The organism is Agreia sp. Leaf210 (genome assembly GCF_001421485.1).
Classification (GTDB): domain Bacteria; phylum Actinomycetota; class Actinomycetes; order Actinomycetales; family Microbacteriaceae; genus Agreia.
Genome location: NZ_LMKK01000004.1, coordinates 237966 through 264321, shown reverse-complemented (window position 1 = coordinate 264321; position 26356 = coordinate 237966). Strand labels below are relative to the sequence as shown.

Sequence of the window (26356 nt, the reverse complement as noted above, 5' to 3'; positions counted from 1 at the left end):
GCCGTCCGCAGGCTGTAGCGTCATGCGTATGCCCGTGACCGACGCCCCGATCCCCCCGTATGACGGGCCACGCGGCATCCTGCTCGCCGACAGGCTCGACCTGGCGGCGCGCCTGTTCGTCGCCACCTTCCTCGGGCAGAAGACGTCTACCCTGCCCCGGGTAGACCTCGAGGTCGTCGGCATGGCCGGCCTCCAGGGCGAACTGGCAGCGCTCGGCGGATACACGATGGGCTCGTTCACGCTTCTCGCGACCAGACAGCCGTGGGCCATCACCACCCAGTTGGCCCTCGAGTGCGTCCTCATCTGGGAGCGGGCGTCGATAGCGGCTCGTTACGCGGACCAGGTGGTCGTGCTCGAACCGGGTATGCGCATCCTGGTCTCGAGCGAGCCGGAGGCCGCGGCCGAGCGGGCGATGTCGCGAATCAGGCCCACGACATGAGCGACGAGAGCCGGTCGAAGGACTTCACGGGCTTCTGGCACCGCGCCGGTGTGCGCGCGACCGTCGTGCTCGTCATCTTCATCGTCGTCTGTGCGCTGACCGGGCTCGTCGGCTCATGGGTGTTCGCGCCCGCCGTCGGCTGGATAGCTGCCGCGGGCACCTTCACCGTCTGGGTGTGGTGGTCGGTTCTGCGGTTGGATGCCGCCGATACGGCCGCGCACGCCAGTCGCGAGGATCCGTCGCAGCGGTTGGCGCAGACGCTGTTGATCCTCGCGAGCATCGCCAGCTTCGGCGCCATCGCGCTGCTGCTGATCGAGGCGGGAAAGCTCGGCGAGAGAGCCACGCTCGGGCTGATCGCCACTGCCCTGGCCACACTCGCGGCGTCGTGGTGGCTGGTGCACACCCTGTACACCCTGCGCTACGCGGGGTTCTACTATCGCGCCGGCGGGGCCGGCATCGAGTTCAACCAGAAGGAGTCGCCGCGGTATCTCGACTTCGCCTACCTGGCGTTCACGCTCGGCATGACTTTTCAGGTCTCGGACACCAACATCACCAGCTCGGTTCTGCGCGCGGAGGCCCTGAGGCATGCGCTGCTGTCGTTTCTGCTCGGCGTGGTCGTGGTCGCCTCGACGATCAACCTCGTATCGAGCTTGTTGAACTGAGCGCGGGCGACGCCGGCCCTGTCGACGAGCGCTCGATGAGCTCAGGCAGCGACTGGGGCAACTCGGTCGCGCGGTCGCCATCGATGCGGGCCAGCAGCGTGCTGAGCATGTCGCGGCCGATCGTCTCGAAGTCCTGGCGCACCGTTGTCAACGGAGGAGAGACATATGCCGCTTCGGGAATGTCATCGAATCCGATGATGCTCATATCGCCCGGAACGGTCAATCCACGCTCGTTCAGGGCATGGATCAGGCCGATCGACATTTGATCGTTGGCGGCAAAGATCGCCGTGAGTCCCGTGAGATCGCAGGCCTCGCCGAATCGGTGACCGGATGACGGGGACCAGTCGCCGACGCCAATCACCCGAGCCGACAGGTCGTTCGCGCCCAGCTCGTCGCGCCATCCGCGCTCGCGCTCGCGCGCGTCGACCGAGTCGGCAGGGCCGGCGAGGTGCGCGATGCCGCGATGGCCCAACCGGATGAGGTGCTGCACGGCGTTACGAGCACCGTTGTACTGATCCGCTCCCACCGTGGCGAGTCCAGCATGAGGGGTCGCCTCGAGGGCGACGAGGGGGATCGTCAACTCCATGCCGGCCACCACGTCGACCGAGCCCTCGTGACCGGAGATGACGGCGATGCCCTCGACGTTCTGGCGGAGGAAGGCTTCGACCGCCCCTCGGATCGAACCGGGATCGCTGTCGGTCATGTTTGCGGTGAAGACCGACCAGCGAGCATCACGCGCCGCCGCGTTGAAGTACAGAACCGTCGACGACGGCCCGAACTCAGGCCCGCCCGTGGCGATCAGCCCGATGGTTCTCGACCGTCGCGTGACCAATGCCCGGGCCGCGGGGGAGGGCACGTAACGCAGTTTTTTGATGGCCTCTTCGACCCGCACGCGTGTGGAGGACCGCACGTTGGGCAGATCGTTGACCACCCGGGAGACGGTCTGATGCGACACGCCCGCGAGTCGAGCCACGTCGAAGATCGTCGCTTGGCGCGGCGCCTCTTCCGTCACGTAGTCCACCTTATCCAGCGACACGCCCGTGATCGTGTCGTGAATCGAACACTAGTCGACCAGAGAGCGCGATCAGTCATCATCGCCGTCGCCTGAGTTCTCGGCGATGATCGTGAGCAGTCGCGCCACAGTGAGGTCGTGGTTCTCGAGGTCGGCGACTTTTCTCTTGTCACGCAAGATCGCGACGCGGTGGCTGATGCGCAGCACCTCTTCGAGCTCGGCCGAGATGAAGACCACAGACAGTCCGTTGTCGGCCAGATCAGAGACGAGGGTCTGGATCTCGGCCTTCGCCCCGACGTCGATTCCCCTCGTCGGCTCGTCCAGCACGAGCAGTCGTGGCGCGATGGCCAGCCACCGTGCGAGCAGGACCTTCTGCTGATTTCCTCCCGACAGCGTGCCCATGAGCGCGTCGGGGTCGGCGGGGCGGATGTTCATGGCCTGGATGTAGCTCGCCGCGAGTTCGTCTTGGCGACGACGAGGGATGCGCCGGAACCACCCCATGTCGGCCTGCAGGGCGAGGGCGATGTTGTCGCGCACAGACAGATCGCCGATGATTCCCTCGGTGCGGCGATTCTCGGACGCGTAGGCGATGCGGTGCTGCATGGCCGTGCGCGGGTTCGTCAGCTTCTCGGCGCGGCCGTCGATCAGCAGTTCACCGCTGTCGGAGCGGTCGATGCCGGACAACAGCCGAGCGAGTTCGGTTCGGCCCGAGCCGAGGAGACCGGCGATGCCGACCACTTCGCCCTCGTAGACGCGCAGATCGAAGGCCTCGATCGCACCTCGGCGACCAAGTCCTAAGGCGCTGATCAGGGGTTCTTCGTCAGAGAGACCTTCTTCGACATCGCTGTTGCTGGTGTGTTCTCGAATGGTGGCCAAAGCGGGCAGGTCCTTGCCGACCATCTTCTGCACCAGATCGATGCGAAGCAGATCGGGGGTGAGGTACTCGCCGACGAGGCGACCGTCGCGCAGAACCGTGATGCGGTCGGAGATCTCGTAGACCTGGTCGAGGAAGTGCGAGATGAAGAGGATCGCGACGCCGGACTCCTTGAGGCCGGCGATGATGCGGAAGAGCTCGGTGACCTCATCGTTGTCGAGGCTGGATGTCGGCTCGTCGAGCACGAGCACGCGAGCCTCGACGTAGATTGCTCGAGCAATGGCGATGAGCTGCTGAACGGCGGGGGAGTGGTCGGCGAGCATCGACCGGGGATCGATGTCGAGCCGCATCGTCGCGAGCAGCTCTCTGGTTCGCTCGTGGGCGGTGCGCCAGTCGATGCCGCCGAAGCGGCCACGGGGCTCTCGGCCGAGCATGACGTTCTCAGCGACAGACAGATTGGGCAGGAGGTTGACCTCCTGGTAGACGGTGCTGATCCCGGCGCGTTGGGCCGCTCCCGGTGTCGAGAACGACACCGGCCTGCCGTCGAGTTCGATCGTTCCGCCGTTGATCGGCTGCACACCGGTGAGCGCCTTGATGAGCGTGCTCTTGCCGGCGCCGTTCTCACCCATGAGCGAATGGACCTCACCCGGGAAGAGGCGAAAGTCGACGCCGTCGAGGGCTCTCGTAGCGGTGAAGGTGACCGACACGTCGGTGAAGCGGACGACGGGCTCGGCCTCGTTCACTCTCGCCTCCAGCGAGGAGTCATCACAGCGAACCTCCTCGTTCGTGCACGCGAGGACGCGTGCTCCCACGGGGAATGTTAGGGCTCACATTTGGCATGCACAAGTCGAGACGACTTACCGGGGCCGGTGGTTCGACGGCCCTGGCTCCGTTGCAGATTCGTTACCAAGGCCACGGCGGCACTCGCTTGACACAAGGATCAGGACGCGGATATCGTCTCGGCTAAGCAAACTGTGAGCGCTAACAACTTTTCACAAAACGCCGAAGGATCTCAGGGACGAGATGACACGCTCCCCTGGAGAGCCGCCCGGCCAAGCGAATTGTTAGCCCTCACAACCAAAGCCCATTGCATCAATCACGGTTCACATTCACTCCGTCGGCAACTCCCTAGCCGGCGGGTCTCAAGGAGGAGATCAATGTTCAAGGCACCTCGATTCAGGTCCATCGCAGGCCTCGCTCTGGTGGGGGCATTCGCCCTCGGCCTGAGCGCCTGCTCGGCAAGCGGCGGCGGAGACGACGCCTCGGGCGACGGAAACGACATCAAGACCATCGGGTTCGTCGCGGTCGGCCCCGAGGGCGGATGGCGCACGGCCAACGAGAAGAACATCCAGGACTCGTTCTCGAAGGAGAACGGATTCGAGCTGAAGTACGCTCCGGCCACCAACGGTGACCAGAACTCGCAGATCACGGCGTTCACCTCGTTCATCGATGAAGACGTCGACGCGATCCTGCTGTCGGCCACGGAGGCCACCGGCTGGGAGAGCATCCTCGAGCGTGCCAAGGAGGCCGAGATCCCCGTCGTGCTACTCGACCGCGGCATCGAGCCGAACGACACCGAGCTCTACACGAGCCACATCGCTCCCGACAACGTGGGCATCAGCGCCTCGGCCGCCGAGTGGGCCAACGAGCAGTTCCCCGACGGCGGCAACTACGTCGTGCTCGAAGGACCTCCCGGACTGTCGGTCGTGAACGACCGCAACAAGGGTTGGGACGAGACGATCGACTCCAAGCTCACCAAGCTCGAGAGCCAGTCGGCCAACTGGTCGACCGAAGAGGCGAAGAGCGTCTTCGAGACGATCCTCAAGGCCAACAACAACAACGTCCAGCTCGTGTTCGCACAGAACGACGAGATGGGCCTCGGCGCCGCACTGGCCGTCGAAGAGGCGGGCCTGAAGCCCGGCACCGACGTGAAGATCATCACGATCGACGGAACGAAGGCCGCTCTCGAGGCCCTCGCAGCAGGTCGTCTCAGCTTCGTCGCCGAGTACAACCCGCTGTTCGGTGACACGGCCATCGACGTCGTGAACAAGGCCCTCGCCGGTGACAAGGTCGAGTCCGACATCGTCGTTCCCAGCGTGACCTTCGACTCGCCCGAGGCCGCCACCACGGCGCTGCCCGACCGCAAGTTCTAATTCACCCCCGCTCATTCGGTTCCCCGAGCCACCCGGCTCGGGGAACCGAATGGGCTCCCGCGTGGGAGAATCCACGCGACTCAAAGACGAGGCCGGCAGACGGCAGAACGAGCAGGCAGACATGGCAGCGACAGAGCCGATCGTCGAGATGACCGATATCTCGATCGAGTTCCCTGGCGTCAAAGCCCTCCAGAACGTGCAGCTGCGGCTGTACCCGGGCGAGGTGCACACCCTCATGGGTGAGAACGGTGCGGGCAAGTCCACCCTCATCAAGGCACTCACCGGTGTGTACAAGATCGACTCCGGCAGCATCCTCGTCTCTGGCGGCCCCCGCCAGTTCTCGGGAACCGCAGACGCCCAGAGCGCCGGTATCTCGACCGTGTACCAAGAGGTCAACCTCTGCGACAACCTCACCGTGGGCGAGAACGTGATGCTCGGCAACGAGATCCGCGGCGCCTTCGGAATCAACTGGAAGAAGACCCACCAGGCCGCACACGAGGCACTCGTCGGCCTCGGTCTGGGTGATCTCGACCCCCACCAGCCACTGTCGAGCATCTCGCTCGCCCTGCAGCAGCTCGTCGCCATCAGCCGCGCCATGGTGGCGAAGTCGAAGGTGCTCATCCTCGACGAGCCGACCTCGAGCCTCGACGCCAACGAGGTCGAGGGCCTCTTCACCGTCATGCGCCGCCTGCGCGACCAGGGCGTGGCCATTCTCTTCGTCTCGCACTTTCTCGACCAGGTCTACGCCATCAGCGACCGCCTCACGGTGCTGCGCAACGGCGAGTTCGTGGGGGAGCACCTCACCCGCGATCTGGGTCGCAGCCAGCTGATCTCGCTCATGATCGGCAAGGACTTCGAGACTCTCGCTTCGCTCGGCTCGAACAGACGGCGGGATGCGCGGGAGAGCGGCGAGCAGCCGTTCTACAGCGCCACAGACCTCGGCCGAAAGGGTTCGATCGAACCCGTCGACATCGCCGTCTACCCAGGCGAGGTCGTGGGCCTCGCCGGGCTCCTCGGCTCCGGCCGCACCGAACTCGGCCGTTTGATGTACGGCGCCGACCGCCCCGATTCGGGAGAGGTCACCATCGGAGGCAAGAACACCGAGGTGCATAGCCCCGTTGCCGGACTCGCCACCAAGATCGCCTTCTCGACGGAGAACCGTCGCGACGAGGGGATCGTCGGCGACCTCACCGTGCGCGAGAACCTCATTCTCGCCGTCCAGGCCAGGCGCGGCTGGGCCCGCCCGCTGTCGAAGCGCGAGCAGAAAGAGCTGTGCGACAAGTACCTCGTCGAGCTCAACGTGCGACCGAGCGACCCGGAGCGACCCATCAGAAACCTGTCCGGCGGCAACCAGCAGAAGGTTCTGCTCGGCCGTTGGCTCGCAACGAAGCCTCAACTGCTGATTCTCGACGAGCCCACGCGCGGCATCGACATCGGTGCCAAGGCAGAGATCCAAGAGGCGATCGCGACCCTGGCCGAAGAGGGCATGTCTGTCGTGTTCATCTCGTCAGAACTCGAAGAGGTCGTGCGACTCAGCGAGAGAATCGTGGTCTTGAAAGACCACCGCAAGATCGGAGAGATCATCAACGGGCCAGACATCACCGCCGACACGATCGTCGACTTGATCGCATCGGATGGGGCGGAGACGCAGGGCGTCGACGCGTTCGAGCCGGAGCCTGCCGCTCTCGCCACCGAGGGGAGCACCAACTGATGTCGAACACCCCATCGGCCGCGTCTTCGTTCGTGAAGACCAGCATCAAGCAGCCCTACATCTGGGCCATCGCCGCCCTCGTACTGCTGCTGATCATCAACCTCATCAAAGACCCGACGTACCTCGGCATCTCCGTCAACGGTGTCACCGGTGATCTCTCGGGAAACCTCATCGACATCCTGCGTGCCAGCGCACCGATCATGATGATCGCCGTGGGCATGACCCTGGTGATCGCCACGCGCGGCATCGACCTGTCGGTCGGGTCGGTCATGGCCGTCTCGGGCGCCGTGTCGATGGAATTCATGCACGACGCGGGCGACGGATCGCTCGGATCCGCCCTCATGGCGATCGCTCTCGCCCTCGGCATCAGCGCCTTCCTCGGCCTGATCAACGGTGTCCTCGTCTCGATCGTGGGACTCCAGCCGTTCATCACGACGCTGATCATGATGCTGGCCGGTCGAGGGTTGGCGAAGGTCATCACCTCCGGCCAGAACACGTCGGCGAGCAACGAGTTCTTCCGTTGGATCGCCAACGGCACCGTCCTCGGGTTCCCCGTCGTCTTCATCATCGGTGCGGTGATCGTGGCGCTCGTCGCCCTGCTCGTACGCCGCAGCGCACTCGGCCTGATGATCGAGTCGATCGGCATCAACCCCAAGGCGGCGCGCATGGCCGGCATTCGACCGGTGGGTCTGCTCATCTTCGTCTACATCCTCAGCGGCGTGCTGGCCGGCGTGGCAGGCATCTTCAGCACCGCCAGCGTCATGACCGTCGAGGTCGCCAAGACCGGCTTCTCGTCCGAGATGGACGCCATCCTCGCCGTGGTCATCGGCGGCACCTCGCTGGCCGGCGGCAAGTTCTCGCTGACCGGCAGTGTGATCGGCGCCCTTCTGATCGCCACGCTCGACAAGACCATCGTGTTCCTCGCCATCCCGTCGTCGGCGACACCTGCGTTCAAGGCCATCGTCATCGTGGCGATCTGCCTGCTGCAGTCGCAGCGGGTTCGCGCACTCTTCAGCCAGCGTCGTGCGAGAACCAGCACGCCACGAAAGGAGGCGGTGTCGGCATGACCTCCGTCATCGAACGCCCGAGCGCGCCGCAGAGCCCGCACACCCCGTCTCTCGTGAACCGCCTCAAGCCGAACCTCGAGACGCTGCCCACACTGGCCGCGATCGTGATCTTCGTGGGCATGATCATCTACGGCGAGATCGCCTACGGCCGCATCCTGCAGTTCAGCACGCTGTCGAACCTCTTCATCAACAACGCCTACCTGATCATCCTGGCGGTCGGACTCACCTTCGTGATCCTCACCGGCGGAGTAGACCTCTCGGTCGGCGCCATCATCGCCATCAGCAGCCTTGTGGGGGTGATGCTCGCCAACGCGGGCTGGAACCCGTTCGTGGTCATCGTCCTGATGATCCTCATCGGCTCGGTCTTCGGCGCGGCATCGGGAATCCTGATCCAGTACTTCAATGTGCAACCGTTCATCGCGACACTGGCGATGATGTTCCTGGCCCGAGGTCTCGCATCCATGCTCTCGACGACGCCGGAGCGCCTGGCCGACGAGTCGCCCATCCGTGCGCTGTCGACCGAGATCAAGGTGATCGACGGGCCGAAGATCAACGACCTCGTCACCACTCCGAACGTCGTGATCGCAGCGGTCGTCGTGATCGTCGCCTTCTACGTTCTGCACAAGACGCGCTTCGGTCGAACGGTCTACGCGATCGGCGGATCCGAGCAGTCGGCGACACTGATGGGCCTCCCCGTCGTGCGCACCAAGCTGGCGATCTACATCATCAGCGGAACCCTCGCCGGTCTCGCGGCCGTGGTCTACACCTCGAAGCTCGGCATCGCCCAGAACATCACCGGCGTCGGCTGGGAGCTCGACGCGATCGCCGCCGTCATCATCGGCGGAACACTCCTCACGGGTGGTGCCGGTTTCGTGCTCGGCTCGGTCATCGGTGCTCTCGTACTCGGCCTGATGAACGTTCTCATCACCCGCGACGGCAGTATTCCGCCCGAAGCGACCACCATCATCACCGGCGCGATCCTGCTGGTGTTCGTGCTGCTGCAGAGACTCGTCGTCTCGCGCAAACGCAAGACCTGAGAAGCCCGTCACCCAGGGTCGCGCCGCTTCTGCGGTGCGATCCCTGCCCTTCGTGCGCTCGAAATCAGGCACGAGGCCCCGCAATTGCCGAGAAATACCCCGCAAGACCCGCGAAAACCCACACCGGAGTGAGTTCATGCTGAAATCCCGAATCGCCATGCTGACCGCCTTCGCGGTCGCCTTCAGTACCCTTCTGGCCGCGCCTCCAGCACCCGCGGTGGCGGCGTCGGTCGACGACGGTCTGGTCGCCTGGTACAAGCTCGACGAGACAGAAGGCACCTCCGTGGCCGACTCGTCGGGCAACGGACGCACCGCTGCCGTCGAGGGTGCCCCCGGGTGGAATGCAGGACACGGTTTCGTCTTCGGCGGAGGAGCCTCGAGCAGCGGCAACGCCGTGAAGCTCCCCAATGACCTGACGGCGGGGCTCGACTCGATCACCGTCTCGTTCGATGCCTGGATCGACCCCGCACTCACCGGCAACCACTTTCTGTACAACCTCGGCAATGAGGCCGTCGGCACTCCGCAGTCGGGCAACGGCTACCTGTTCACCACCTCGACTCCCTACCGCTCGGTTATCTCCGCAGCGGCGTGGGGCGGCGAGAAGGAGACCTCGAAGGGCCGCGACCAGAACCTGGCCAAGGGCACGTGGAAGCGTCTGACCTACACGCAGACCGGAAAGGTCGGCACGCTCTACGAGAACGGCACCCAGGTCGCGCAGAACACGGCGGTCGACGTGACGCCGGCGCAGCTCGGCGCGGGCAAGACCACGCGCAACTACATCGGCCGCTCGGCCTACGCGCTCGACAACTCGTTCAAGGGTGTCGTCAGCGACTTCCGCATCTACAACCGCGCGTTGACCACGGCCGAGGTCGGTGACCTGAGCACGCAGTCGGCGACCGCCATCGCCACCTCCGATGCCATCTGGGCAGAGACCGCGCTCGGAGACGTGTCCGCCGTCACCGGCAACCTCTCGCTGCCGGTCAGCGGCCCCGCGAGGTCGACCATCACCTGGGCGTCGTCGAACCCGGCCGTCGTCTCGGCGACAGGAGCGGTGACCCGCACGACATCCACTGAAACGGTCGACCTGACCGCCACGATCACGGCCGGCGCGGCCACCGTGACCCGCACCATTCCCGTGACGGTCGCGGCCACCGCATCGCCTGACGGCGACGCCGCCCAGCTGGCGCTCGACGCGATCGTCGTGCACGGGCTCGACGACGTGCGGGGCAATGTCACCCTGCCCGCGTCCAGCGTCTCCGGAGTCGACGTCGTCTGGAGCTCCTCGAACACGCAGGTGATCGCAAGCGACGGTGTCGTCTCGCGCCCCGCACACGGCGACCCCGCGGCATCCGTCACTCTCACGGCGACGGCCACCAAGGGCGAGGCCGCTCTGACGCGCACCTTCGCCGCCACGGTTCCGGCCCTGCCGGCGAAGCAGGAGTACGAGTCGTACCTGTTCAGCTACTTCACCGGTGACAGCGTCGCCGGCGAGAAGATCTACTTCGGAGCCAGCACCGGCAACGACGCCCGCAACTGGCTCGCCCTGAACGGCGGCAAGCCCGCCATCACCTCGACGAAGAGCACCACGGGTCTGCGCGACCCGTTCATCGTGCGCTCTCCCGAGGGCGACAAGTTCTACATGATCGCCACAGATCTCTCGATCGGCGGCGGCACGAGCTGGGACGCCTCGCAGCGCACCGGCAGCAAGTTCATCGAGGTGTGGGAGTCGACGGACCTCGTGAACTGGTCTGAGCAGCGCCACGTGCAGGTCTCGCCCGACACGGCAGGAAACACCTGGGCGCCCGAGGCGTTCTACGACGAATCTCTCGGCGCCTACGTCGTGTTCTGGGCGTCGAAGATCTACGCGGCCGACGACCCCAACCACACCGGTTCCGCGCCGAACGTCATGATGTACGCCACGACGCGCGACTTCCAGACCTTCACCGAGGCGAAGGTCTGGCAGAACACGGGTGTCTCGCGCATCGACAGCACCGTGATCAAAGAGGGCGACACCTATCACCGCTTCACGAAAGACGAGGCGCAGTCGATGGGCTGCCTCGACGTGTTCGAAGAGACGTCGACCGATCTGCTCGCCGTCACCACGAAGACCTCGACGACGGGCGCCTGGGCGCTGCAGGAAAGCTGCATCGGCAAGAACGCGGGAACGGGAGCCGTGGAGGGCCCGACCATCGTCAAGGCCAACCCCGGTGACGTGAACGGCGAGGGCTACTACCTCTTCGTCGACGAGTTCAGCGGTCGCAAGTACATTCCGCTCTTCTCGAAGAAGCTCGGGGCGGATGCGGACTGGACCATTCCTGCGAACTACACGCTGCCGAATCCGGCACCCCGACACGGCACGGTTCTGCCCATCACGGCGGAGGAACAGAAGCGGGTGTTCGACGCGATGCTCCCCGCTGTCACCGAGGTGAAGCCCGTGTCACTCACCACGCAGGTCGGCACCGAGGCGGCTCTGCCGAAGACCGCCACGGTGGTCTTCGCGGATGGCTCGCAGCAGGACCTGCCCGTCACCTGGGAGAAGACTCCGGCCGGCTACGCCGACACCGCGCAGACCATCACCGTGAAGGGCGAGGTGACGAGTGTCGCCCGTGCCGTCACCGCCACGATCAAGGTCGCCGCAGCACAGGGCGATCTGCGTCTGCACTACGACTTCTCGAAGACAACCGGCACGACCGTCCCCGACTCGTCTCCCTACGGGAACGACGGTGTGATCAGGGGAACGGGCGCCAAGGTGACCGGCCCCGAGCTCGCTCTTCCGGGCGGCTCGAGCGGCAGCAGCGGAGCGTACGTGCAGTTGCCCACCGGCCTGTTCGACGGCCGCGACACCCTGACCATCTCGACCTGGCTGCGCAACGATCGGGCATCCGGAAACTACGCGGCCATGTTCTTCGGCTCCGCGAGCAACCCTCCGGCCCAGTACTGGCTGCTGAATCCCAAGAACCCGAGCGGTCTGTTCAAGTCGGTGATCACCAACGGCAGCTCGCCCGGTTCCCCGTGGGGCACCGAGGCCGGCATCTCGCCCACCAACGCGGGCCAGGGAATCGCGGGACCCGCGACATCCAACGCCTGGGGCCTGTACACGACCGTGATCGAGCCGAACCGCATCACCGGCTACTTCAACGGCAAGAAGATCGGATCGGTCTCGACCACACGAACGGTGAGCCAGTTCGGCTCGAACCTCGTGTCGTACATCGGCAAGTCGTCGTACCCCGACGACCTCTACAAGGGCGGCGTGCGCGATGTGAAGGTGTGGACGAGTGCGCTCGACGACGCTTCGATCGCCAGCGAGTACTACGCCTGGGCCGATGAGGCGACCGTGCAGGCCGCGCTCGAGGCCGACGCCGCAGCGCTCAACCCGGGCTCCGGAGCGATCACGACCGACCGCGATCTGGCGGCTCAGGGTGCAAACGGCTCGACCATCACGTGGGCGTCCAACCGCCCGGATGCGATTGCCACCGACGGAACGGTGACCCGCCCGACAGTCGACGGTGACGTGCCGGTGACGCTCACGGCCACGCTCACGCTCGCCGGCAAGACGGTCACCCGCGAATTCCCCTTCATCGTTCTCGCCGACACCCCGCAGAACAACCTGACCGTGGCCGTGAACGGCTACGACCTGGCCATCACCCGCGTGACGGACGACATCGTGCTGCGCACGTCGATCGGCGAGGTCGCCGTCTCGTGGGCGACATCGGATGCGGCGGCGATCGCGACCGACGGCTCGGTCACCCGGGCGCCGGCGGAGAAGTCGGTCACCCTCACGGCGACCTTCACACTGGGCGAGCTCACCGCAACCCGCGAGTTCGCGGTCACCGTGCTGGCGCAGGACACCGGTCGCATCGGCTCGTACATCACCGACGGCGACACGAACCGCACCGACGTGCTGCACCTCGCGGCATCCGATTCACCCTCGACTTCCGACGGCGAGTACACGGGACTCAACAAGGGTCGCGGGATCCTCTATCCGACACTCGGCGCGACGAAGTTCGGGCCTCCCGTGCTGCTTCGCGCACCCGACGGGACCTTCCGTCTCGTCGCCATCGAGAACGGCCAGGGGTCGCGTCTCTACGTCTACGACTCGGCGGACCTGACGTCGTTCACGAACGAGCGTCTCGTGTCGTTCGTTCCCTCGATCGTCTCGGCGACCGACGTCTCGGCCGTGTACGACAACGGGATCGGCGGCTACCGCGTGGGCTACACGGCTCAGGGCGGTGCACGCTTCGAGGTGACGACCTCTGACTTCGTGACGTTCAGCTCGCCGGCGGGGGCCACAGCGCTCACGCCTGCTGCGCCCGACAGCTCAGGAGACTTCCCGGCCGGAGCATCCGGAGCCTCGAGCATCGGCGTGACCGCCGCGGAGTACGCGAGCATCCAGAAGACCTACGGTCGCGTCGTGAACACGGGCGTGCAGTCGTTCGGCGACGTGAAGATCGGTGCGGGGGAGACCCCGGTGCTGCCCGAGACGGCAACGGTCGAATACTCGAGCGGCGACACCTCGTCGATGCCTGTCGACTGGAACGCCGACGACCTGGCCGCGCTCAGCACCGCCGAGCCGGGCACCTACACGGTCGACGGAACGGTCACGCGACCGACCTTCCCCGACCCGCTGGTGGAGCGCCGCGCCGACCCCGACGTCACCCTCGGAGACGACGGCAAATACTACTTCACCGGCTCCTACCCGATGACCCGTGCCGACGACCCGAACGGCTACGACCGCATCGTGCTGCGCAGCGCGGACACGATCCAGGGGTTGAAGAACGCGCCTGAGACCACCATCTGGCACGAGAACACCGATCCTGCTCTCAACCGCTACATCTGGGCACCCGAGCTCGAGAAGATCGGTGACGACTGGTACATCCTGTTCACCGCCGGACGCACGAGCGGCTTCGACATCCGGCCCGCGATGCTCAAGTTCACCGGCGACGAGTTCGGCGGAGACGCCGCGCTCGATCCGGCGAACTGGACGAGCCTCGGTTACGTGAAGGCGGCGGCCGGAGACGGCTCCGCGTTCACGAGCTTCTCGCTCGACATGACGCACTTCGAAGAGGCTGGCAAGCACTACGTGGTCTGGGCCGAGAAGCCCGCCATCGGATCGACGCTGCGCATGGCCGAGATCGACCCGGCGAACCCGAATCAGCTGATCTCGCAGTCGATTCTGCTCTCCGCGCCGACCCTGGCGTGGGAGAAGAACAACGGCGACTCGATCGACGAGGGCCCGGCCGTGATCAAGAAGAACGGCAAGATCGTCATCGCCTTCTCGGCGGCGACCGTCGACGACAAGTACTGCGTGGGCGTGCTCACCGCGGATGCTGCGGCCGATCTGATGAACCCGGCGTCGTGGGCGAAGAACCCCTACCCGCTGCTCACGACCGACGACGTTCCCGGACAGGTGGGCCCCGGCCACAACTCGTTCACCGTCGACGAATTCGGCAACCCCGTGATCGTCTACCACTCACGCACCGTGAACGACTCGTCCAACCCGGGCGAGGCAACGGATGCGGGTCTGTTCGACCCCCGCAGGCACGCCCGCGCCGCCCTGGTGCACTGGACGGCCGCCGGTCTGCCGGTGTTCGCGATGGCTGCCGACGAGGAGTTGGCTCCCGAGAACGCCGCGGTGAAGATCCGCGTCGTCGTGGGAGACGACGTCGACCCCGAGGCTCCGAGCGTGATCGCCACGACCGCGCCGGGCGCACCGGATGGCTCCGCGGGCTGGTACCGCACGGCGCCGACCGTCACCCTCGCGCCGGGCTCGGATGCGCCGGCAGATCTGGAGTACCGCCTCGACGGCGGCGAGTGGACGGCCTACACGGCGCCGATCTCGCTCGCCGAAGACGGCGCCCGCACTCTCGAATACCGGGCGAGCGTCGCCGGCGTTCCCGTGGAGTCGTCTGTCGGCTCGATCACCCTGCCCGTCGACCGCACGGCACCGAGCGTCAGCGCTCTCGCTTCGCCGTCGACTGCCGTCGGCACGGTCGAGCAGCCCGTCGTCGTGACGCTGTCGGCATCCGACGCGACCAGCGGCGTGGCGGCACTGGAGTACCGCCTGAACGCGGGGGAGTGGGCCGCCTACGGCGAGCCGCTCAGCTTCGGAACGGTCGGCTGGACGTTGCTCGAGTACCGCTCGGTCGATGTGGCCGGCAACAGCTCGGCGACAGGGTCGCTGTCGGTCGTCGTGTCAGGCCCCGACACACCGGATGCCTCGATCGCCCTGAGCGCGTCGAGTGTCGTCGCAGGTGACACGGTCACGGTGACCGGCCGCGGATTCGGAGAGGGCGAGAGGGTCGAGATGACCCTGTTCTCCGACCCGGTGTTCCTGGGCTCGGCCGACGCCGACAGCGACGGACGATTCACGGCGACCGTGCGCATCCCGCTCACGACACCCGCCGGGGAGCACACCGTGCGCGCTGCGGGAAGCACGTCGGGGGCTCTCGCGGAGAAGGCGCTGACCGTGCAGGCGGTGCCTGCGGGACCCGGTGCTCCGGATGCCGGAGCTCCCGGCGCCGGTGGCCCCGGCGGCTCTCTCAGTCAGACCGGATCGGGCGCACTGTTCGCGGGGCTCGGAGCGCTCGCGCTGCTGATCGCCGGCGGAGCCGTGTTCCTCCTGCGCCGCCGACGTGTCTGATCTCAGTACGCCATCCACAACCACAACCACATCCACGCAGAACATCCACGCAGAACGTTCGCACACGACTCGACGACGAGTGAAAGGCATTCGATGATCTCCACATTTCTCAAGCGGGGAGCGGCCGCAGCGGTGTCGCTCGCTGTGATCGGCGCAGGACTGTCGCTGGGAGGCGCGGCGAACGCCGCCGCCCCCGGTGACGGACTGATCGGCGAGTACCTCTTCACGCAGACCGCGGGCAATGCGGTGGCGAACACCGCCACGGGGGCGGGCGCCGTCGCCGGAGCCACCGTGGTGAACGGAACCGATGCTCAGTGGACGGGCGACTCGCTCGTCTTCACGGGTGGCGCGAAGAACAGCCAGGCCAACTGGGTCGAGCTGCCCGACGGCATCCTCGCCGGAAAGACGTCGGCGACCATCACCACCGAGGCGAAGATCGACCCGTCGATGAAGACCGCCAACCACTTTCTGTGGAACATCGGCAACGACACGAACGCGGCGTATTGGTTCGCCACCGCGCGAGACACGACCCGCACCGCCATCACGACCACCTCGGGCGGCGGCGAGGTGAACGCCCGCTCGACCAGCGCGCTCGACGCGAACCGCTGGTACAGCCTCACCTCGGTGATCGACGGCGCGGCCGGCACCATCACGTACTACGTCGACGGAACCCGGGTCGGCCAGGCCGACACGTCGCTGACTCCCGCATCCATCACCGACCAGTCGCTCAACACGATCGGGCGCTCGCCGTGGCCCGACCCCTTCTACAAGGGAGAGGTCGCCGCATTCCGCGTCTACGACCGGGCCCTCACAGCCGAGGAGGTCGACGACGTCTCCGACGAGGATGCCCTCGCCCACGCCGACAGCATCGGCGCGGCCGCGCAGTCTCTCGTCGACTCGATCGAGCCGGTCACGATCGACGACAGCTCGCTCGTGCTTCCCGCATCCGGTGGCGCCGTGAGCTGGGCCTCGAACACGCCCGGCATCGCGATCGCCGCCGACGGCGTGACCGCCACGGCAGTGCAGCCGGCGGCGGGAGAGCCCGCCCTCAGCGGGACCCTCACCGCCACGGCCACCGTGCGCGGAATCACCGCCTCGAAGGAGGTCGCGGTGACCGTGACGCCGCTGGCCGCCCAGGCCGACGACTACGGCTACCTCATGGTGCACTTCATCGAGGACTCGGAGGGCTACGCCGAGAAGATCTACCTCGACGTGTCGCGCGGCGACAACCCCGAGCAGTGGGATCCGCTGAACGGCGGAGTGCCTATTCTGGCCTCCGACCTCGGAACGACCGGCGTGCGCGACCCGTACCTGACCTACAACCCCGAGACCCAGACGTACTACATCATCGCCACCGACCTGCGGGTCTTCGGCGGCGACAACGGCTCGGGCAACTGCACCACCTGGTGCCACTGGACCAAGAACGCCAGCACGAAGCTCAACATCTGGGAGTCGAAGGACCTCGTGACGTGGGGCGACCTGCGACAGATCGACATGGCGGCCGACGCCGCGGGCAACACCGCGGCACAGCTCGGAATGGCCTGGGCACCCGAGGCGACCTGGGTCGACGACTACTACCCCGACGGCCGCGGAGCCTTCGTCGTGTACTGGGCATCGAACGTGTTCCCCAACGACGACCCGGCCCACGACACCGCGTCGTACAACCGCGTGCTCTGGGGTGCCACCACCGACTTCACGCAGGGCAGCTACTCCTTCGGCGGCGACTTCGTGAACACCGGCGGAAACGCGATCGACACCACGATGATCCAGAACGACGGCACGACCTACCGCATCACGAAGGACAACTCGTTCGGCAACGGAATCTACATGGAGTCGACCGAGGCGCCCCGCTGGTGGGAGGCCGGAACGACCTGGACGACGCTGCAGACGAAGATCGGCGCGGTCTGGGCGGGAGGCAACGAGGGCGGCGTCGAAGGTCCGGCCGTCTTCAAGAGCCACAGCGACGACACGTGGTACCTGTACGTCGACGTCATTCCGACGACCGGCTACCGGCCGATGGTGACGAACGATCTGGATGCCGGCTGGTCGCAGTTGACGGCGGCCGGTTTCGAGATGGCCCCGAGCACGAAGCACGGTGGCATCATCTCGCTGACGAAGGCGCAGTACGACACCGTGCGGGCAGCGGATGCGACGTCGGCGGTGTCGACGGAGCTCGGCGTCGCGAGCGTCAGCCAGGGTGCGACGGCTGACGCGGTCGCCGCCGCGCTGCCGGCGACGGCCGCGGTGAACCTGGCCTATGCGCGAGGAACGGCTGAGCTGGCCGTCGACTGGGATCTCTCCGGCGTGGACACGTCTACCGCTGGCGACTACACGGTCACCGGAGTGGTGCGCTCGCTCGGCTCCAATCTCAACGACTGGGCCGGAGCCGCCGGATCGACCGCATGGAACGCGGCCGACAAACAGCTCTTCAGCTCGACCGCGATCGAGGTCACGTCTACCGTGCGCGTCGCCGCGGGCGAAATCGTCGTGCCCGTGGATCCCGGTACCGGCCAGCCTGGAACGGGCGGACCGGAGGCATCCATCCCCGGGTCGACGGCCGCCGGCGACAAGCTCGCCGCCACGGGCTTCGGCGCATCCGGAATCGTGTCGCTCGCGGCCCTGCTGCTCGCAGCCGGCATCGCGGTCGTCGTGCGCCGGCGCCGCCGCTCCGCGTAGCCCCTCTTCTCCGACCTCCAACCGAAGGTGAACACGTGATCTCCAGAATTCTCACGCGGGGCGCGGCGGCCGTGGTGTCGCTCGCCGTCATCGGCACGGGCCTCTCCGCTGCCGGCGTCGCCTCTGCGGCAGCCCCGACCGACGGCCTCATCGGCGAGTATGTCTTCTCGCAGACCGCCGGGGCATCGGTGCCGAACTCCGCCACGGGCGCCGGCGCGCTCGCGGCCGCCACGGTCGTGAACGGTAGTGATGACCGGTGGACCGGTGACTCGCTGCAGTTCACGGGCGGCGCCAAGAACAGCTCGGCGAACTGGGTTCGTCTTCCGAACGACATCCTCGCGGGCAAGACGGCGGCGACGATCAGCACCGAGGTCAAGATCGACGCCTCGATGAAATCCGCCTTCAACTTCCTCTGGAACGTCGGCAACGACTCACCCACCTCGTACTTCTTCACCTCGGTGAGAGACGTGCCGCGCACCGCCATCACCACGGCGTCGAACGGCGGCGAGGTCAACGCCCGGGCGACGAACGCGCTCGAGGCCGACCGCTGGTACAACCTCACCTCGGTGATCGACGGAACCGCGGGAACGATCTCGTTCTACGTCGACGGAGTGAAGACGGGCCAGGCGAACACCGCCCTCACTCCCGCCTCGATCACCGACCAGTCACTCAACGCGATCGGTCGCTCGCCCTGGCCCGACGGCTTCTTCGCCGGCGAGGTCTCGGCGTTCCGCGTCTACGACCGCGCGATCGCCGACAGCGAGGTCGCGGCGATCTCGGATCAGGACGCGAGCATCCACACAGCCGAGATGGCGGCGCGGGCGCAGTCGATTCTCGACGGTCTGGGTCTCGCCGATCAGACGGTCGACTCGGGTTATGTCGCCCTGCCGACGGCCGGAGGCGCGGTCACGTGGACCACCTCGGACGAGACCATCGTGGCCCCCGATGGTCGCGTCAGTCAGCCCTCGGAGGAGGACGGCACGGCGACGGTGACCGCCACGGCGACGAGCACGGTTCGGGGCGTCAGCGCATCCGACAGCATCACCCTCACCGTGCTGCCGACCAGCGATCAGGAGCGCGTCGACGCGGCAGCGGCGGGTTACGTGCTGCCGCCCGTGGTCATCTCGGGAACGGTGTTGCCGGCCCCGGCCGACGGAACGAGCGTCGTGCTGCAGAACGCGCAGGGTGTCGCGGTCGCGGCCGACGGCACGATCACGGCACCGGATGCCGCGGGCGCGGCCGCCGCCGGCGATGTCACCGGCACGGTCGACGCGGTCATCTCCCGCACCGACACCCCCGCAGTCACGGTGACGAAGACCTTCACCGTGCGGGTGCTCCCCGCCGGTTCCTCGCAGGAGCTGCTCAGCTACCACCGCACTCCGACCAGCGCGAACACGGCCAACAACGCCGACGTCGCCCTGAGCATGCACCTCGCCCTGCCGTCTGACGACGGCTCCGCGTGGACGCCGCTGAACGAGAACTACGGCATCTTCTTCCCGAAGACGTCGGTTACGCCGGCGGCCGGCGGAACGTCTGACGACATCATCCGCAGCCTGGTCAACCCGCAGGTGTTCGCGCTCGAGGACGGCGGCTACGGGGTCGTCTCCACGCGCACCGCCCGCGAGGGCGCATCCGACGGCACGCAGAAGTCGAGCGTTCTCATCGCGACCTCGACCGATCTGCTGTCGTACACGGAGGTCGGCATGCTCGATCTCGGCGAGACCAACGGCGTGAACGGCCCGCACGCCGTGTTCGACTCGGCGGCCGACGCCTACGTCATCGCCTGGACCGACGACTCCGGAACGCCGAAGTTCACGACCATCGGCGACCTCGCCGATGCGAGCACGCGCGGCGAGATCGTGGCCGGCGCGATCGCCGACCGGGGCGCGGTCGCGGCCGCATCCGGAATCGACGACTACGTGGCCGGGCGCACCGCGCCGGTCGACGCGGCCACCATCACCGCCCTCGAGGAGCGCTTCGGTCGCATCACGAACACCGGCTACGCGCCCTTCGACGACATCGCGGCCTCGGTGGGCGACGATGCATCGGCGCTCGAGCTGCCGACCGAGGTCGGGCTCGACTACTCCGACGGATCGACGGGCTCTTTGCCCGTCGCCACATGGGACACCAGCGGCGTCGACACCTCGAAGCCGGGCACCTACACCGTGACGGGCACTGTGAAGCAGACCGAGTACCCGCGTCCGTTCGCCGACGAGCGCGCCGATCCCTCGGTGTACAAGTACGACTTCAATGGAACGACGAAGTACCTGATGATCGCGACGAACGACCTCTATGGCTCGAACGTCGAGCAGCAGGGCGCGGCCATGATGCCCATCCGCATCGCGGACTCCATCTCGGGGCTGTCGGATGCGGCGGGCGCCGAGGAGATCGACCTGCTGAAGCGCGGCGACACGGATGCGCTCGGCAATGTGATGACCGGATGCTTCTGGGCACCCGAGTATCACGAGATCGACGGCAGGCTCTCGATCCTGTTCATGCCCTGCTACGGCAACAACCCCGACATGTGGTCGGGCCGCGCGTCGATCATGCAGCTGGAGCAGGACGCCTCGGGTGCGGATCTCGACCCGGCCGTTCCCGCGAACTGGACGAAGCCATCCAAAGTCCTGCGGGCCGACGGATCGGACCTCAACCAGATTGCCGGCATCTCGCTCGACATGACGTACTTCCAAGACGAGAAGGGCCAGGCCTACTACGTCTGGCAGCAGCTCGGCTCGCTGTTCATCGCCACGGTCGACCCGACGGATCCGACGCGACTGACGTCGGAACCCGTGCGCATCCTCGCGCCCCAGTACGCGTGGGACAACACGATCGCAGAGGGGCCGAACGTGATCACCCGCGACGGCAGGCTGCAGTTGATCTACTCGGGCTCGACGGTCGGCGACACCTACACGACGGGGCTCGCCACCGCGGACGCGTCTGGAGAGACCGATCTGCTCACCGAAGCCGCCTGGTCGAAGCTGAACTATCCGATCCAGAAGTCGGGCCTCTTCGACGGCGCCTGGCAGTTGGGAACGGGCCACGGCATGTGGTCGGAGGACGAGGACGGCAACATGATCTACGTCTTCCACGCCCGCACCGACAACAACAACCTGAGCGGGCGCGACATGTTCGTGCGACGGGTGCACTGGTCGGCCGAAGGGCTGCCCGTCTTCGACATGGAGCCGGAGGAGGAGCTCGCATCACCGACCGTCACGCTCGATGTGGTCGTGGCCGATGACGAGGTGACGCCGCCGGTCGATCCGGGCCAGCCGACGGAGCCCGGGCAGCCGGGTCAGCCGGGCGGGGGCGAGCCGACCGGTCCGGCATCCGGTTCGTCGGTGGATGCCGGCGGCACGTCGGGCGGACCGCTCGCGCTCACCGGATCGGGCGCGCTGTACGCCGGCCTCGGAGCGCTCGCGCTGCTCGTCGCCGGGGGACTGGCGTTCTGGTTGCGTCGCCGCCGAACGCACTAGTCACCACAGCAGACAGGGGGTACCGGTACACCGGTACCCCCTGTCTGCATCTGTAGCTGTCACCGCGGGATTGCTGCATAGACTCCACTCATGGATGACACCGCTCCCCGCGCAGCCGAGCACGCCGACGGTGTCGAGGCCAGCCCGCCCTGTCCCACCTGCGGTGCGCCGCGCGAGCTGGTGATGCTCGAACGCTTCACCGGCTGGTGGTGCCGTGATTGCGCGGCGGCCGGGCGCTCGCCCGTCGGGCTCTGACGCACCTCACACAGGCTGGCCACGGCAAGCGTGGCCTCTGTGGACTACGGGGCCGGCTCTTCTGCCGCAGCGTCGGCCGCATCGGCGACACGCCTTCGGGCCCGACGTGATCTCACGATGGCGGTCACTGCTGCGATCGTGGTGAGCCCGGAACCAGCCACCGTGAACCAGTTTCCGCTGCCCTGCGCGATGAACACCAGCGTGGCGATCACGACCAGGAAACTGATGATCGCGACCACGAGGAGGACGGACTCGGTTCCTTTACTGCGGTCGTTCATAGTTTTTCGTCCTTACTCGAGGGTGCGTCGACCACCCGCTGCGGATAATTCGGTCAGTTGATGATCTCGCCGCGCTCGTCTGCGCGCAGTGCTGCCAGGCGCTCGTGCCACTGCTGCAGGGCCCCGGGTGTCAGGCGCTCCCAGTCGGTGACCTCTCCGACCACTCGCAGTGAGGCGGTGCTCCGATAGGAGCGGGTCGGGTTGCCCGAGAACTTCTTGTCGGTGACGTTAGGGTCGTTCTCGAACTCGCCCGTGGGTTCGACCTCGTAGACGCGCGGCTCGCCGTCGCCGACCGCGAGCTCGGCCGCGAGGCCCGCGCCGTTCTTCAACGCAGTGAAGTAGATGTGGTTCATCACGACCTCGGGGCGGTAGTTGGAGCGGCGTCCCGCCACGAGAAGATCGCCGACACGGAGATCGGCCTTTGTGCCGTGAAAGAAGGGCCCGTCGTCGAGTGCAGTGCTCACGGAGTCAGTGTACGAAGACGTGCTCGAACCGTTCAACGGGATGAATCGAGACATCGTCGGTGTGTCTTATGGCGAACACCGGCGTGTCATCAATCCATCCTGTTGAACGGCAACACCTACTGGGCCGTGGGGCCGTAGAACGCGTTGACCTCGGCGAGCTCCTGCTCGGCCGTGGCCTGGATGAGCTTGAGCAGCTCGGGGTCGAGTCCCGGCGAGAACTCCTCGAGGCGCTCGGGCGCGATGAACGAGGGCGTTCCGATGGGTGCCTGTTCGCTTCCATCGAGGTCGGTGCCGTCGTTCGAGGGCGACGCCCCCTGGAAGATGCGTCCGGCCTCGGACTCGCCCTTCAGGTCGAAGGTGAACTGCTTGCTCTGCAGACCGAGGTCGACGAGCTTCTTGACCTCGGGAAACTGCTCGGCGTTCGTCTTGGGAATCGGCAGGGTCTTCTTCCAGTCGACACCGAGTGTCTCGAGAGCCTTCGCATAGGCGTTCTCGTGGGCCTGGTCACGCACGATGAGGTACGCGATCGTCGACCGAGCCGTCTTGTTCGCGGTCATCTCATAGATGCGCGTCTTCTGCAGGCGTCCGGTGGACTCGAGCATGAGGTTGTACAGCAGGTCGAGAACGAGGTTTCCCGAGTTGTAGACGTAGCTTCCCAGCCACGGGTTGCCGGCGGAGTCGACGGGCAGTGCTCCCTGTGCGCCCACCAGATAGTGGTGGATGTTGCCGTGGTCGAGTGCGATGTTCAGGGGAGTCGCGCCGCCCGCGCCCGGGGTGTCGAGCGGGTCGGTGAGCTTGCCCTTGTAGCCCGGCGCGCCATCGAGCAGCCGCGAGATCGTAGTGCCGATCAGCTCGACGTGGCTGATCTCCTCGGTGCCGACGCCCTGAATGAGGTCGCGGTACGGCTTGGCGGCCGGGCCTCTGAAGTTCATGGCCTGAAAGAGGTACTGCATCATCGTGCGCATCTCGCCGAACTGCCCGCCGAGTCCCTCCTGCAGGGCGTTCGCCGCCGCCGGGTCCGGCTCGTCCTCAGCGATGTCGTTGATCCATTCCTGTACGTGGAAATACATGCTGTCTCCTTCGACGGGCGGCAGTGTGCCCCCGATGCATCCAGCCTGAGGTCTCAGATCGAATCGAGATTCGACCCTTGCTTTATCCGGCGGATGCGCGCAGCATGCCCCGCGCCCGGTTCTGAGAGCGGGTGAATCGGATCAGGGTGGGCAGGGAGGGTCAGTCGTGCTGCCGTGTGAAGAGCACCTGGAACATCTGCTTGAGCGGTTCGGTGAGATCGTCGGCGCTCGCAGATGCGACGGGCTGCACGGCTGCCGAGGTGCGCAGCATCACGACTCCGAGAGATGTCGCGATCGCGAGTTGAGCGCGCAGGAGGATCGCGTCGGTGGCCGCGTCGTTCTCTTTCCAGCCCGCCGCCGCAGCGAGCCTGCGGGTGAAGTGCTCGAGGGTCCTGCGTCGGATGAGGTCGGCATTCTCGTCTCCCGACGAGCGCAGGAGCAGGAGGAGCTGCAGCGGGTCGTCACGATCGGGCGCGTTGACGACGTGTTCGATGAGCCGTTCGATCACCTCGTCGATGCTCTTGGAGGGTCTCGAGCCCTGGTTCTCGAGCTCGTCTGACGTGCGCAGCATGCACGCCTCGAAGAGGCCCTCCTTCGAGACGAAGTACCGATTGATCAGCGCCACGTTCACTTTGGCGTCGGCCGCGATCTGCCGAACGGTCGTGGCGCGATACCCATCGGTGGCGAAGCGCCTGCGAGCAGCACGCACCAGGGCGCGTCGCGTCAGGGCGGCGTCGCGACCCGAGCGGATCAGCTCGTCATCGGCCTCGGTCGGGATCTCGGAGGGGTCTGCCGTCGACATCGTCGTCTTGCTGTTCATGTATCAACTCCCGCACCCACTGTAGCCGGGCGATAAGCGAAGTAAACGATTGTTGACAAACGTCATCGACGGGTGAATACTCGACAAGTCGTCAAGTGTTTACATCGAGGAGATCCATGTCTGTCATCGCCCAGGGCCCGACCACGGGTTCCGTCAGCGCCCAGTCGGGCACAGCCGCAAAGGGCCGGGGCTCCCGCTCCGTCGCCATCGTTCTCTTCCTCTCGCTCGGCGGGCTCTCGTTCGCCGTGCTGCAGTCGCTCGTCGCGCCCGCCCTCGGCACGATCGGGTCAGACCTCGGTGTCGCGACGACCGACGCGAGCTGGGTTCTCACGGCCTATCTGCTCTCGGCATCGGTACTCACCCCGATCCTCGGTCGCCTCGGCGACATGGTCGGAAAGCGCAAGGTGATCATCGTTGTTCTCGCGCTGCTGCTCGTCGGCACTGTGCTCGCGGCCCTCGCACCGAACCTCGGCGTGCTGATCGTGGCCCGCGTACTGCAGGGCGCGGCCGGCGCGGTCATGCCGCTCTCCATCGGCATCGTGCGCGACGAGCTGCCGAGGGAGCGCGTGAGTGTGACCATCGGTCTTCTCTCGGCCATCTTCGGCATCGGCGCCGGCGTCGGCATCGTGGCGGCCGGCCCCATCGTCGAGGCGCTCTCCTGGCACTGGCTGTTCTGGCTGCCGGCCATCCTCGTGGCGATCGCCCTCCTCGGCGCGATCTTCGGCATCCCCGAGTCGACCAAGCGCACGCCGGGCCGTCTCGATCTGGTGGGCACCGGCATCCTGTCTGTCGGTCTGGTCGCGTTGTTGCTCGCCATCGGCGAGGGCCAGAAGTGGGGCTGGGATGATGGCAAGACCATCGGCCTGCTCGTTCTCGGCGCCGTCGCCATCGTCGTCTTCGTGTTCGTCGAACTGCGCGTCAAGGAACCGCTCATCGACATGCGCTTGTTCCAGCACCGCGGAGTCTGGACCGCCCACATCGTGGCCCTCGCGTTCGGCTTCGCGATGTTCGGCACGTTCATCCTGGTGCCCACCCTGCTGCAGCTGCCGAGCGTTCTCGGCTACGGCTTCGGCAAATCGGTGAGCGAGGCTGGGCTGTACCTACTGCCGACCGTGGTGGCGATGGTGCTGTCGGGCGTGCTCGCCGGAATTCTGATCCGCAAGATCGGGCCTAAGATCCCCATGATCGTCGGTGGAGTGTCGGTCGCGATCGCGTTCGTCATTCCCGCTCTCGGTCACGCGGAGGACTGGCAGATCCTCGTCTCCGGTGTTCTCACGGGTATCGGCATCGGAATGGCCCTCGCCGCCACGTCGAACGCCATCGTCGAAAGCGTTCCCGCGTCGCAGACGAGTGAGGCCATCAGCGCGAACACGGTCATCCGCACGATCGGCAGCAGCGTCGGAACCGCGGTGATCGCGGCCCTGCTGTCGTCGAACGTCACCGCTCAGGGCGCGCCCACCGACGACTCGTTCACCATCGGATTCTGGGTCTCGGCCGGAGTCGGCGTGATCGCGATCATCGCCGCCCTCGCCGCCCCGTCGCTGCGGGCCCGCCGTCGCGAGGCCGAGGCCGCCGGGGTCGACGACGTCGACGAGCTGCGTCCCGTTTGACGTCGTGACACATGTCATGTCACGTCGTGACATCACGGCACTTCCGGGTAACGCCGACGCTCGATTGACTTGAGCTGTGCCCGCGCGATCGTCTCGCGGGCAGAGCTGAAACGAG

The 26356-nt window shown here is 66.5% G+C and carries 17 protein-coding genes; 11 read left to right on the top strand and 6 right to left on the bottom strand.

Annotated features, from left to right (window positions below; genetic code table 11):
• The first annotated feature begins 28 nt into the window (after window positions 1-28).
• Window positions 29-439: a hypothetical protein gene (locus ASE64_RS15895; protein ID WP_156352016.1), complete on the top strand. Its 411-nt coding sequence runs from the start codon at window positions 29-31 to the stop codon at window positions 437-439.
• Window positions 436-1101: a DUF1345 domain-containing protein gene (locus ASE64_RS15890; protein ID WP_082466435.1), complete on the top strand. Its 666-nt coding sequence runs from the start codon at window positions 436-438 to the stop codon at window positions 1099-1101. The genes ASE64_RS15895 and ASE64_RS15890 overlap by 4 nt, the downstream gene beginning before the upstream one ends.
• On the opposite strand, the gene ASE64_RS15885 is transcribed toward ASE64_RS15890, so the two are convergent.
• Both ASE64_RS15885 and ASE64_RS15880 read right to left on the bottom strand, forming a co-directional pair.
• Entirely contained in the window at window positions 1073-2137 is a 1065-nt protein-coding gene (locus ASE64_RS15885) for a LacI family DNA-binding transcriptional regulator (protein ID WP_200920259.1), read from the bottom strand. The two genes, ASE64_RS15890 and ASE64_RS15885, sit on opposite strands and share 29 nt — an antisense overlap.
• Window positions 2138-2185: 48 nt before the next feature.
• Window positions 2186-3730: a sugar ABC transporter ATP-binding protein gene (locus ASE64_RS15880; RefSeq protein ID WP_055783202.1), complete on the bottom strand. Its 1545-nt coding sequence runs from the start codon at window positions 3728-3730 to the stop codon at window positions 2186-2188.
• A 414-nt stretch (window positions 3731-4144) separates the two neighbouring features.
• Between ASE64_RS15880 and ASE64_RS15875 the strand changes: the two genes are divergently transcribed.
• The 8 genes from ASE64_RS15875 (at window position 4145) to ASE64_RS17525 (ending at window position 21999) form a co-directional block, all read left to right on the top strand.
• On the top strand, window positions 4145-5140 hold the full coding sequence (locus ASE64_RS15875; RefSeq protein ID WP_055782762.1) for an ABC transporter substrate-binding protein: 996 nt from the start codon (window positions 4145-4147) through the stop codon (window positions 5138-5140).
• A gap of 121 nt (window positions 5141-5261) precedes the next feature.
• A complete protein-coding gene (locus ASE64_RS15870; protein ID WP_055783200.1) occupies window positions 5262-6851 on the top strand; it encodes a sugar ABC transporter ATP-binding protein in 1590 nt (529 codons plus the stop codon).
• Window positions 6851-7918: an ABC transporter permease gene (locus ASE64_RS15865; protein WP_055782759.1), complete on the top strand. Its 1068-nt coding sequence runs from the start codon at window positions 6851-6853 to the stop codon at window positions 7916-7918. Before ASE64_RS15870 ends, ASE64_RS15865 begins: the two co-directional genes overlap by 1 nt.
• Window positions 7915-8955, top strand: a complete 1041-nt coding sequence (locus ASE64_RS15860; protein WP_082466434.1) for an ABC transporter permease subunit — start codon at window positions 7915-7917, stop codon at window positions 8953-8955. Before ASE64_RS15865 ends, ASE64_RS15860 begins: the two co-directional genes overlap by 4 nt.
• Before the next feature lie 136 nt (window positions 8956-9091).
• Window positions 9092-15595: an immunoglobulin-like domain-containing protein gene (locus ASE64_RS15855; RefSeq protein WP_055782757.1), complete on the top strand. Its 6504-nt coding sequence runs from the start codon at window positions 9092-9094 to the stop codon at window positions 15593-15595.
• A gap of 93 nt (window positions 15596-15688) precedes the next feature.
• Complete coding sequence (locus ASE64_RS17250) at window positions 15689-18271, top strand: LamG-like jellyroll fold domain-containing protein (protein ID WP_082466433.1); 2583 nt, start codon at window positions 15689-15691, stop codon at window positions 18269-18271.
• Window positions 18272-18306: 35 nt separating this feature from the next.
• The gene (locus ASE64_RS15845; RefSeq protein ID WP_055782754.1) at window positions 18307-21744 is read left to right on the top strand and encodes a family 43 glycosylhydrolase; all 3438 of its coding nucleotides are present in this window, start codon (window positions 18307-18309) and stop codon (window positions 21742-21744) included.
• Between the two features lie 90 nt (window positions 21745-21834).
• Window positions 21835-21999: a hypothetical protein gene (locus ASE64_RS17525; protein WP_156352013.1), complete on the top strand. Its 165-nt coding sequence runs from the start codon at window positions 21835-21837 to the stop codon at window positions 21997-21999.
• Between the two features lie 44 nt (window positions 22000-22043).
• On the opposite strand, the gene ASE64_RS15840 is transcribed toward ASE64_RS17525, so the two are convergent.
• From ASE64_RS15840 to ASE64_RS15825, 4 genes are all read right to left on the bottom strand, one after another.
• On the bottom strand, window positions 22044-22277 hold the full coding sequence (locus tag ASE64_RS15840) for a hypothetical protein (protein ID WP_055782751.1): 234 nt from the start codon (window positions 22275-22277) through the stop codon (window positions 22044-22046).
• A 53-nt stretch (window positions 22278-22330) separates the two neighbouring features.
• On the bottom strand, window positions 22331-22741 hold the full coding sequence (arr, locus tag ASE64_RS15835; protein ID WP_055783194.1) for an NAD(+)--rifampin ADP-ribosyltransferase: 411 nt from the start codon (window positions 22739-22741) through the stop codon (window positions 22331-22333).
• 116 nt (window positions 22742-22857) lie between these two features.
• Window positions 22858-23811 carry a manganese catalase family protein gene (locus ASE64_RS15830; protein ID WP_055782748.1) on the bottom strand — a complete coding sequence of 318 codons (954 nt, stop codon included), beginning with the start codon at window positions 23809-23811 and terminating at the stop codon, window positions 22858-22860.
• A 160-nt stretch (window positions 23812-23971) separates the two neighbouring features.
• Window positions 23972-24631: a TetR/AcrR family transcriptional regulator gene (locus ASE64_RS15825; protein ID WP_055782746.1), complete on the bottom strand. Its 660-nt coding sequence runs from the start codon at window positions 24629-24631 to the stop codon at window positions 23972-23974.
• 116 nt (window positions 24632-24747) lie between these two features.
• Between ASE64_RS15825 and ASE64_RS15820 the strand changes: the two genes are divergently transcribed.
• Entirely contained in the window at window positions 24748-26241 is a 1494-nt protein-coding gene (locus tag ASE64_RS15820) for an MFS transporter (RefSeq protein ID WP_082466430.1), read from the top strand.
• Window positions 26242-26356: the final 115 nt, after the last annotated feature.

Excerpts from the sequence above, each read along its gene's own strand:
- ASE64_RS15895 (WP_156352016.1), top strand. The coding sequence starts at position 29 with ATGCCCGTGACCGACGCCCCGATCCCCCCGTATGACGGGCCACGCGGC.
- ASE64_RS15890 (WP_082466435.1), top strand. The coding sequence starts at position 436 with ATGAGCGACGAGAGCCGGTCGAAGGACTTCACGGGCTTCTGGCACCGC.
- ASE64_RS15875 (WP_055782762.1), top strand. The coding sequence starts at position 4,145 with ATGTTCAAGGCACCTCGATTCAGGTCCATCGCAGGCCTCGCTCTGGTG.
- ASE64_RS15870 (WP_055783200.1), top strand. The coding sequence starts at position 5,262 with ATGGCAGCGACAGAGCCGATCGTCGAGATGACCGATATCTCGATCGAG.
- ASE64_RS15865 (WP_055782759.1), top strand. The coding sequence starts at position 6,851 with ATGTCGAACACCCCATCGGCCGCGTCTTCGTTCGTGAAGACCAGCATC.
- ASE64_RS15860 (WP_082466434.1), top strand. The coding sequence starts at position 7,915 with ATGACCTCCGTCATCGAACGCCCGAGCGCGCCGCAGAGCCCGCACACC.
- ASE64_RS15855 (WP_055782757.1), top strand. The coding sequence starts at position 9,092 with ATGCTGAAATCCCGAATCGCCATGCTGACCGCCTTCGCGGTCGCCTTC.
- ASE64_RS17250 (WP_082466433.1), top strand. The coding sequence starts at position 15,689 with ATGATCTCCACATTTCTCAAGCGGGGAGCGGCCGCAGCGGTGTCGCTC.
- ASE64_RS17525 (WP_156352013.1), top strand. The coding sequence starts at position 21,835 with ATGGATGACACCGCTCCCCGCGCAGCCGAGCACGCCGACGGTGTCGAG.
- ASE64_RS15840 (WP_055782751.1), bottom strand. The coding sequence starts at position 22,277 with ATGAACGACCGCAGTAAAGGAACCGAGTCCGTCCTCCTCGTGGTCGCG.
- ASE64_RS15830 (WP_055782748.1), bottom strand. The coding sequence starts at position 23,811 with ATGTATTTCCACGTACAGGAATGGATCAACGACATCGCTGAGGACGAG.
- ASE64_RS15825 (WP_055782746.1), bottom strand. The coding sequence starts at position 24,631 with ATGAACAGCAAGACGACGATGTCGACGGCAGACCCCTCCGAGATCCCG.
- ASE64_RS15820 (WP_082466430.1), top strand. The coding sequence starts at position 24,748 with ATGTCTGTCATCGCCCAGGGCCCGACCACGGGTTCCGTCAGCGCCCAG.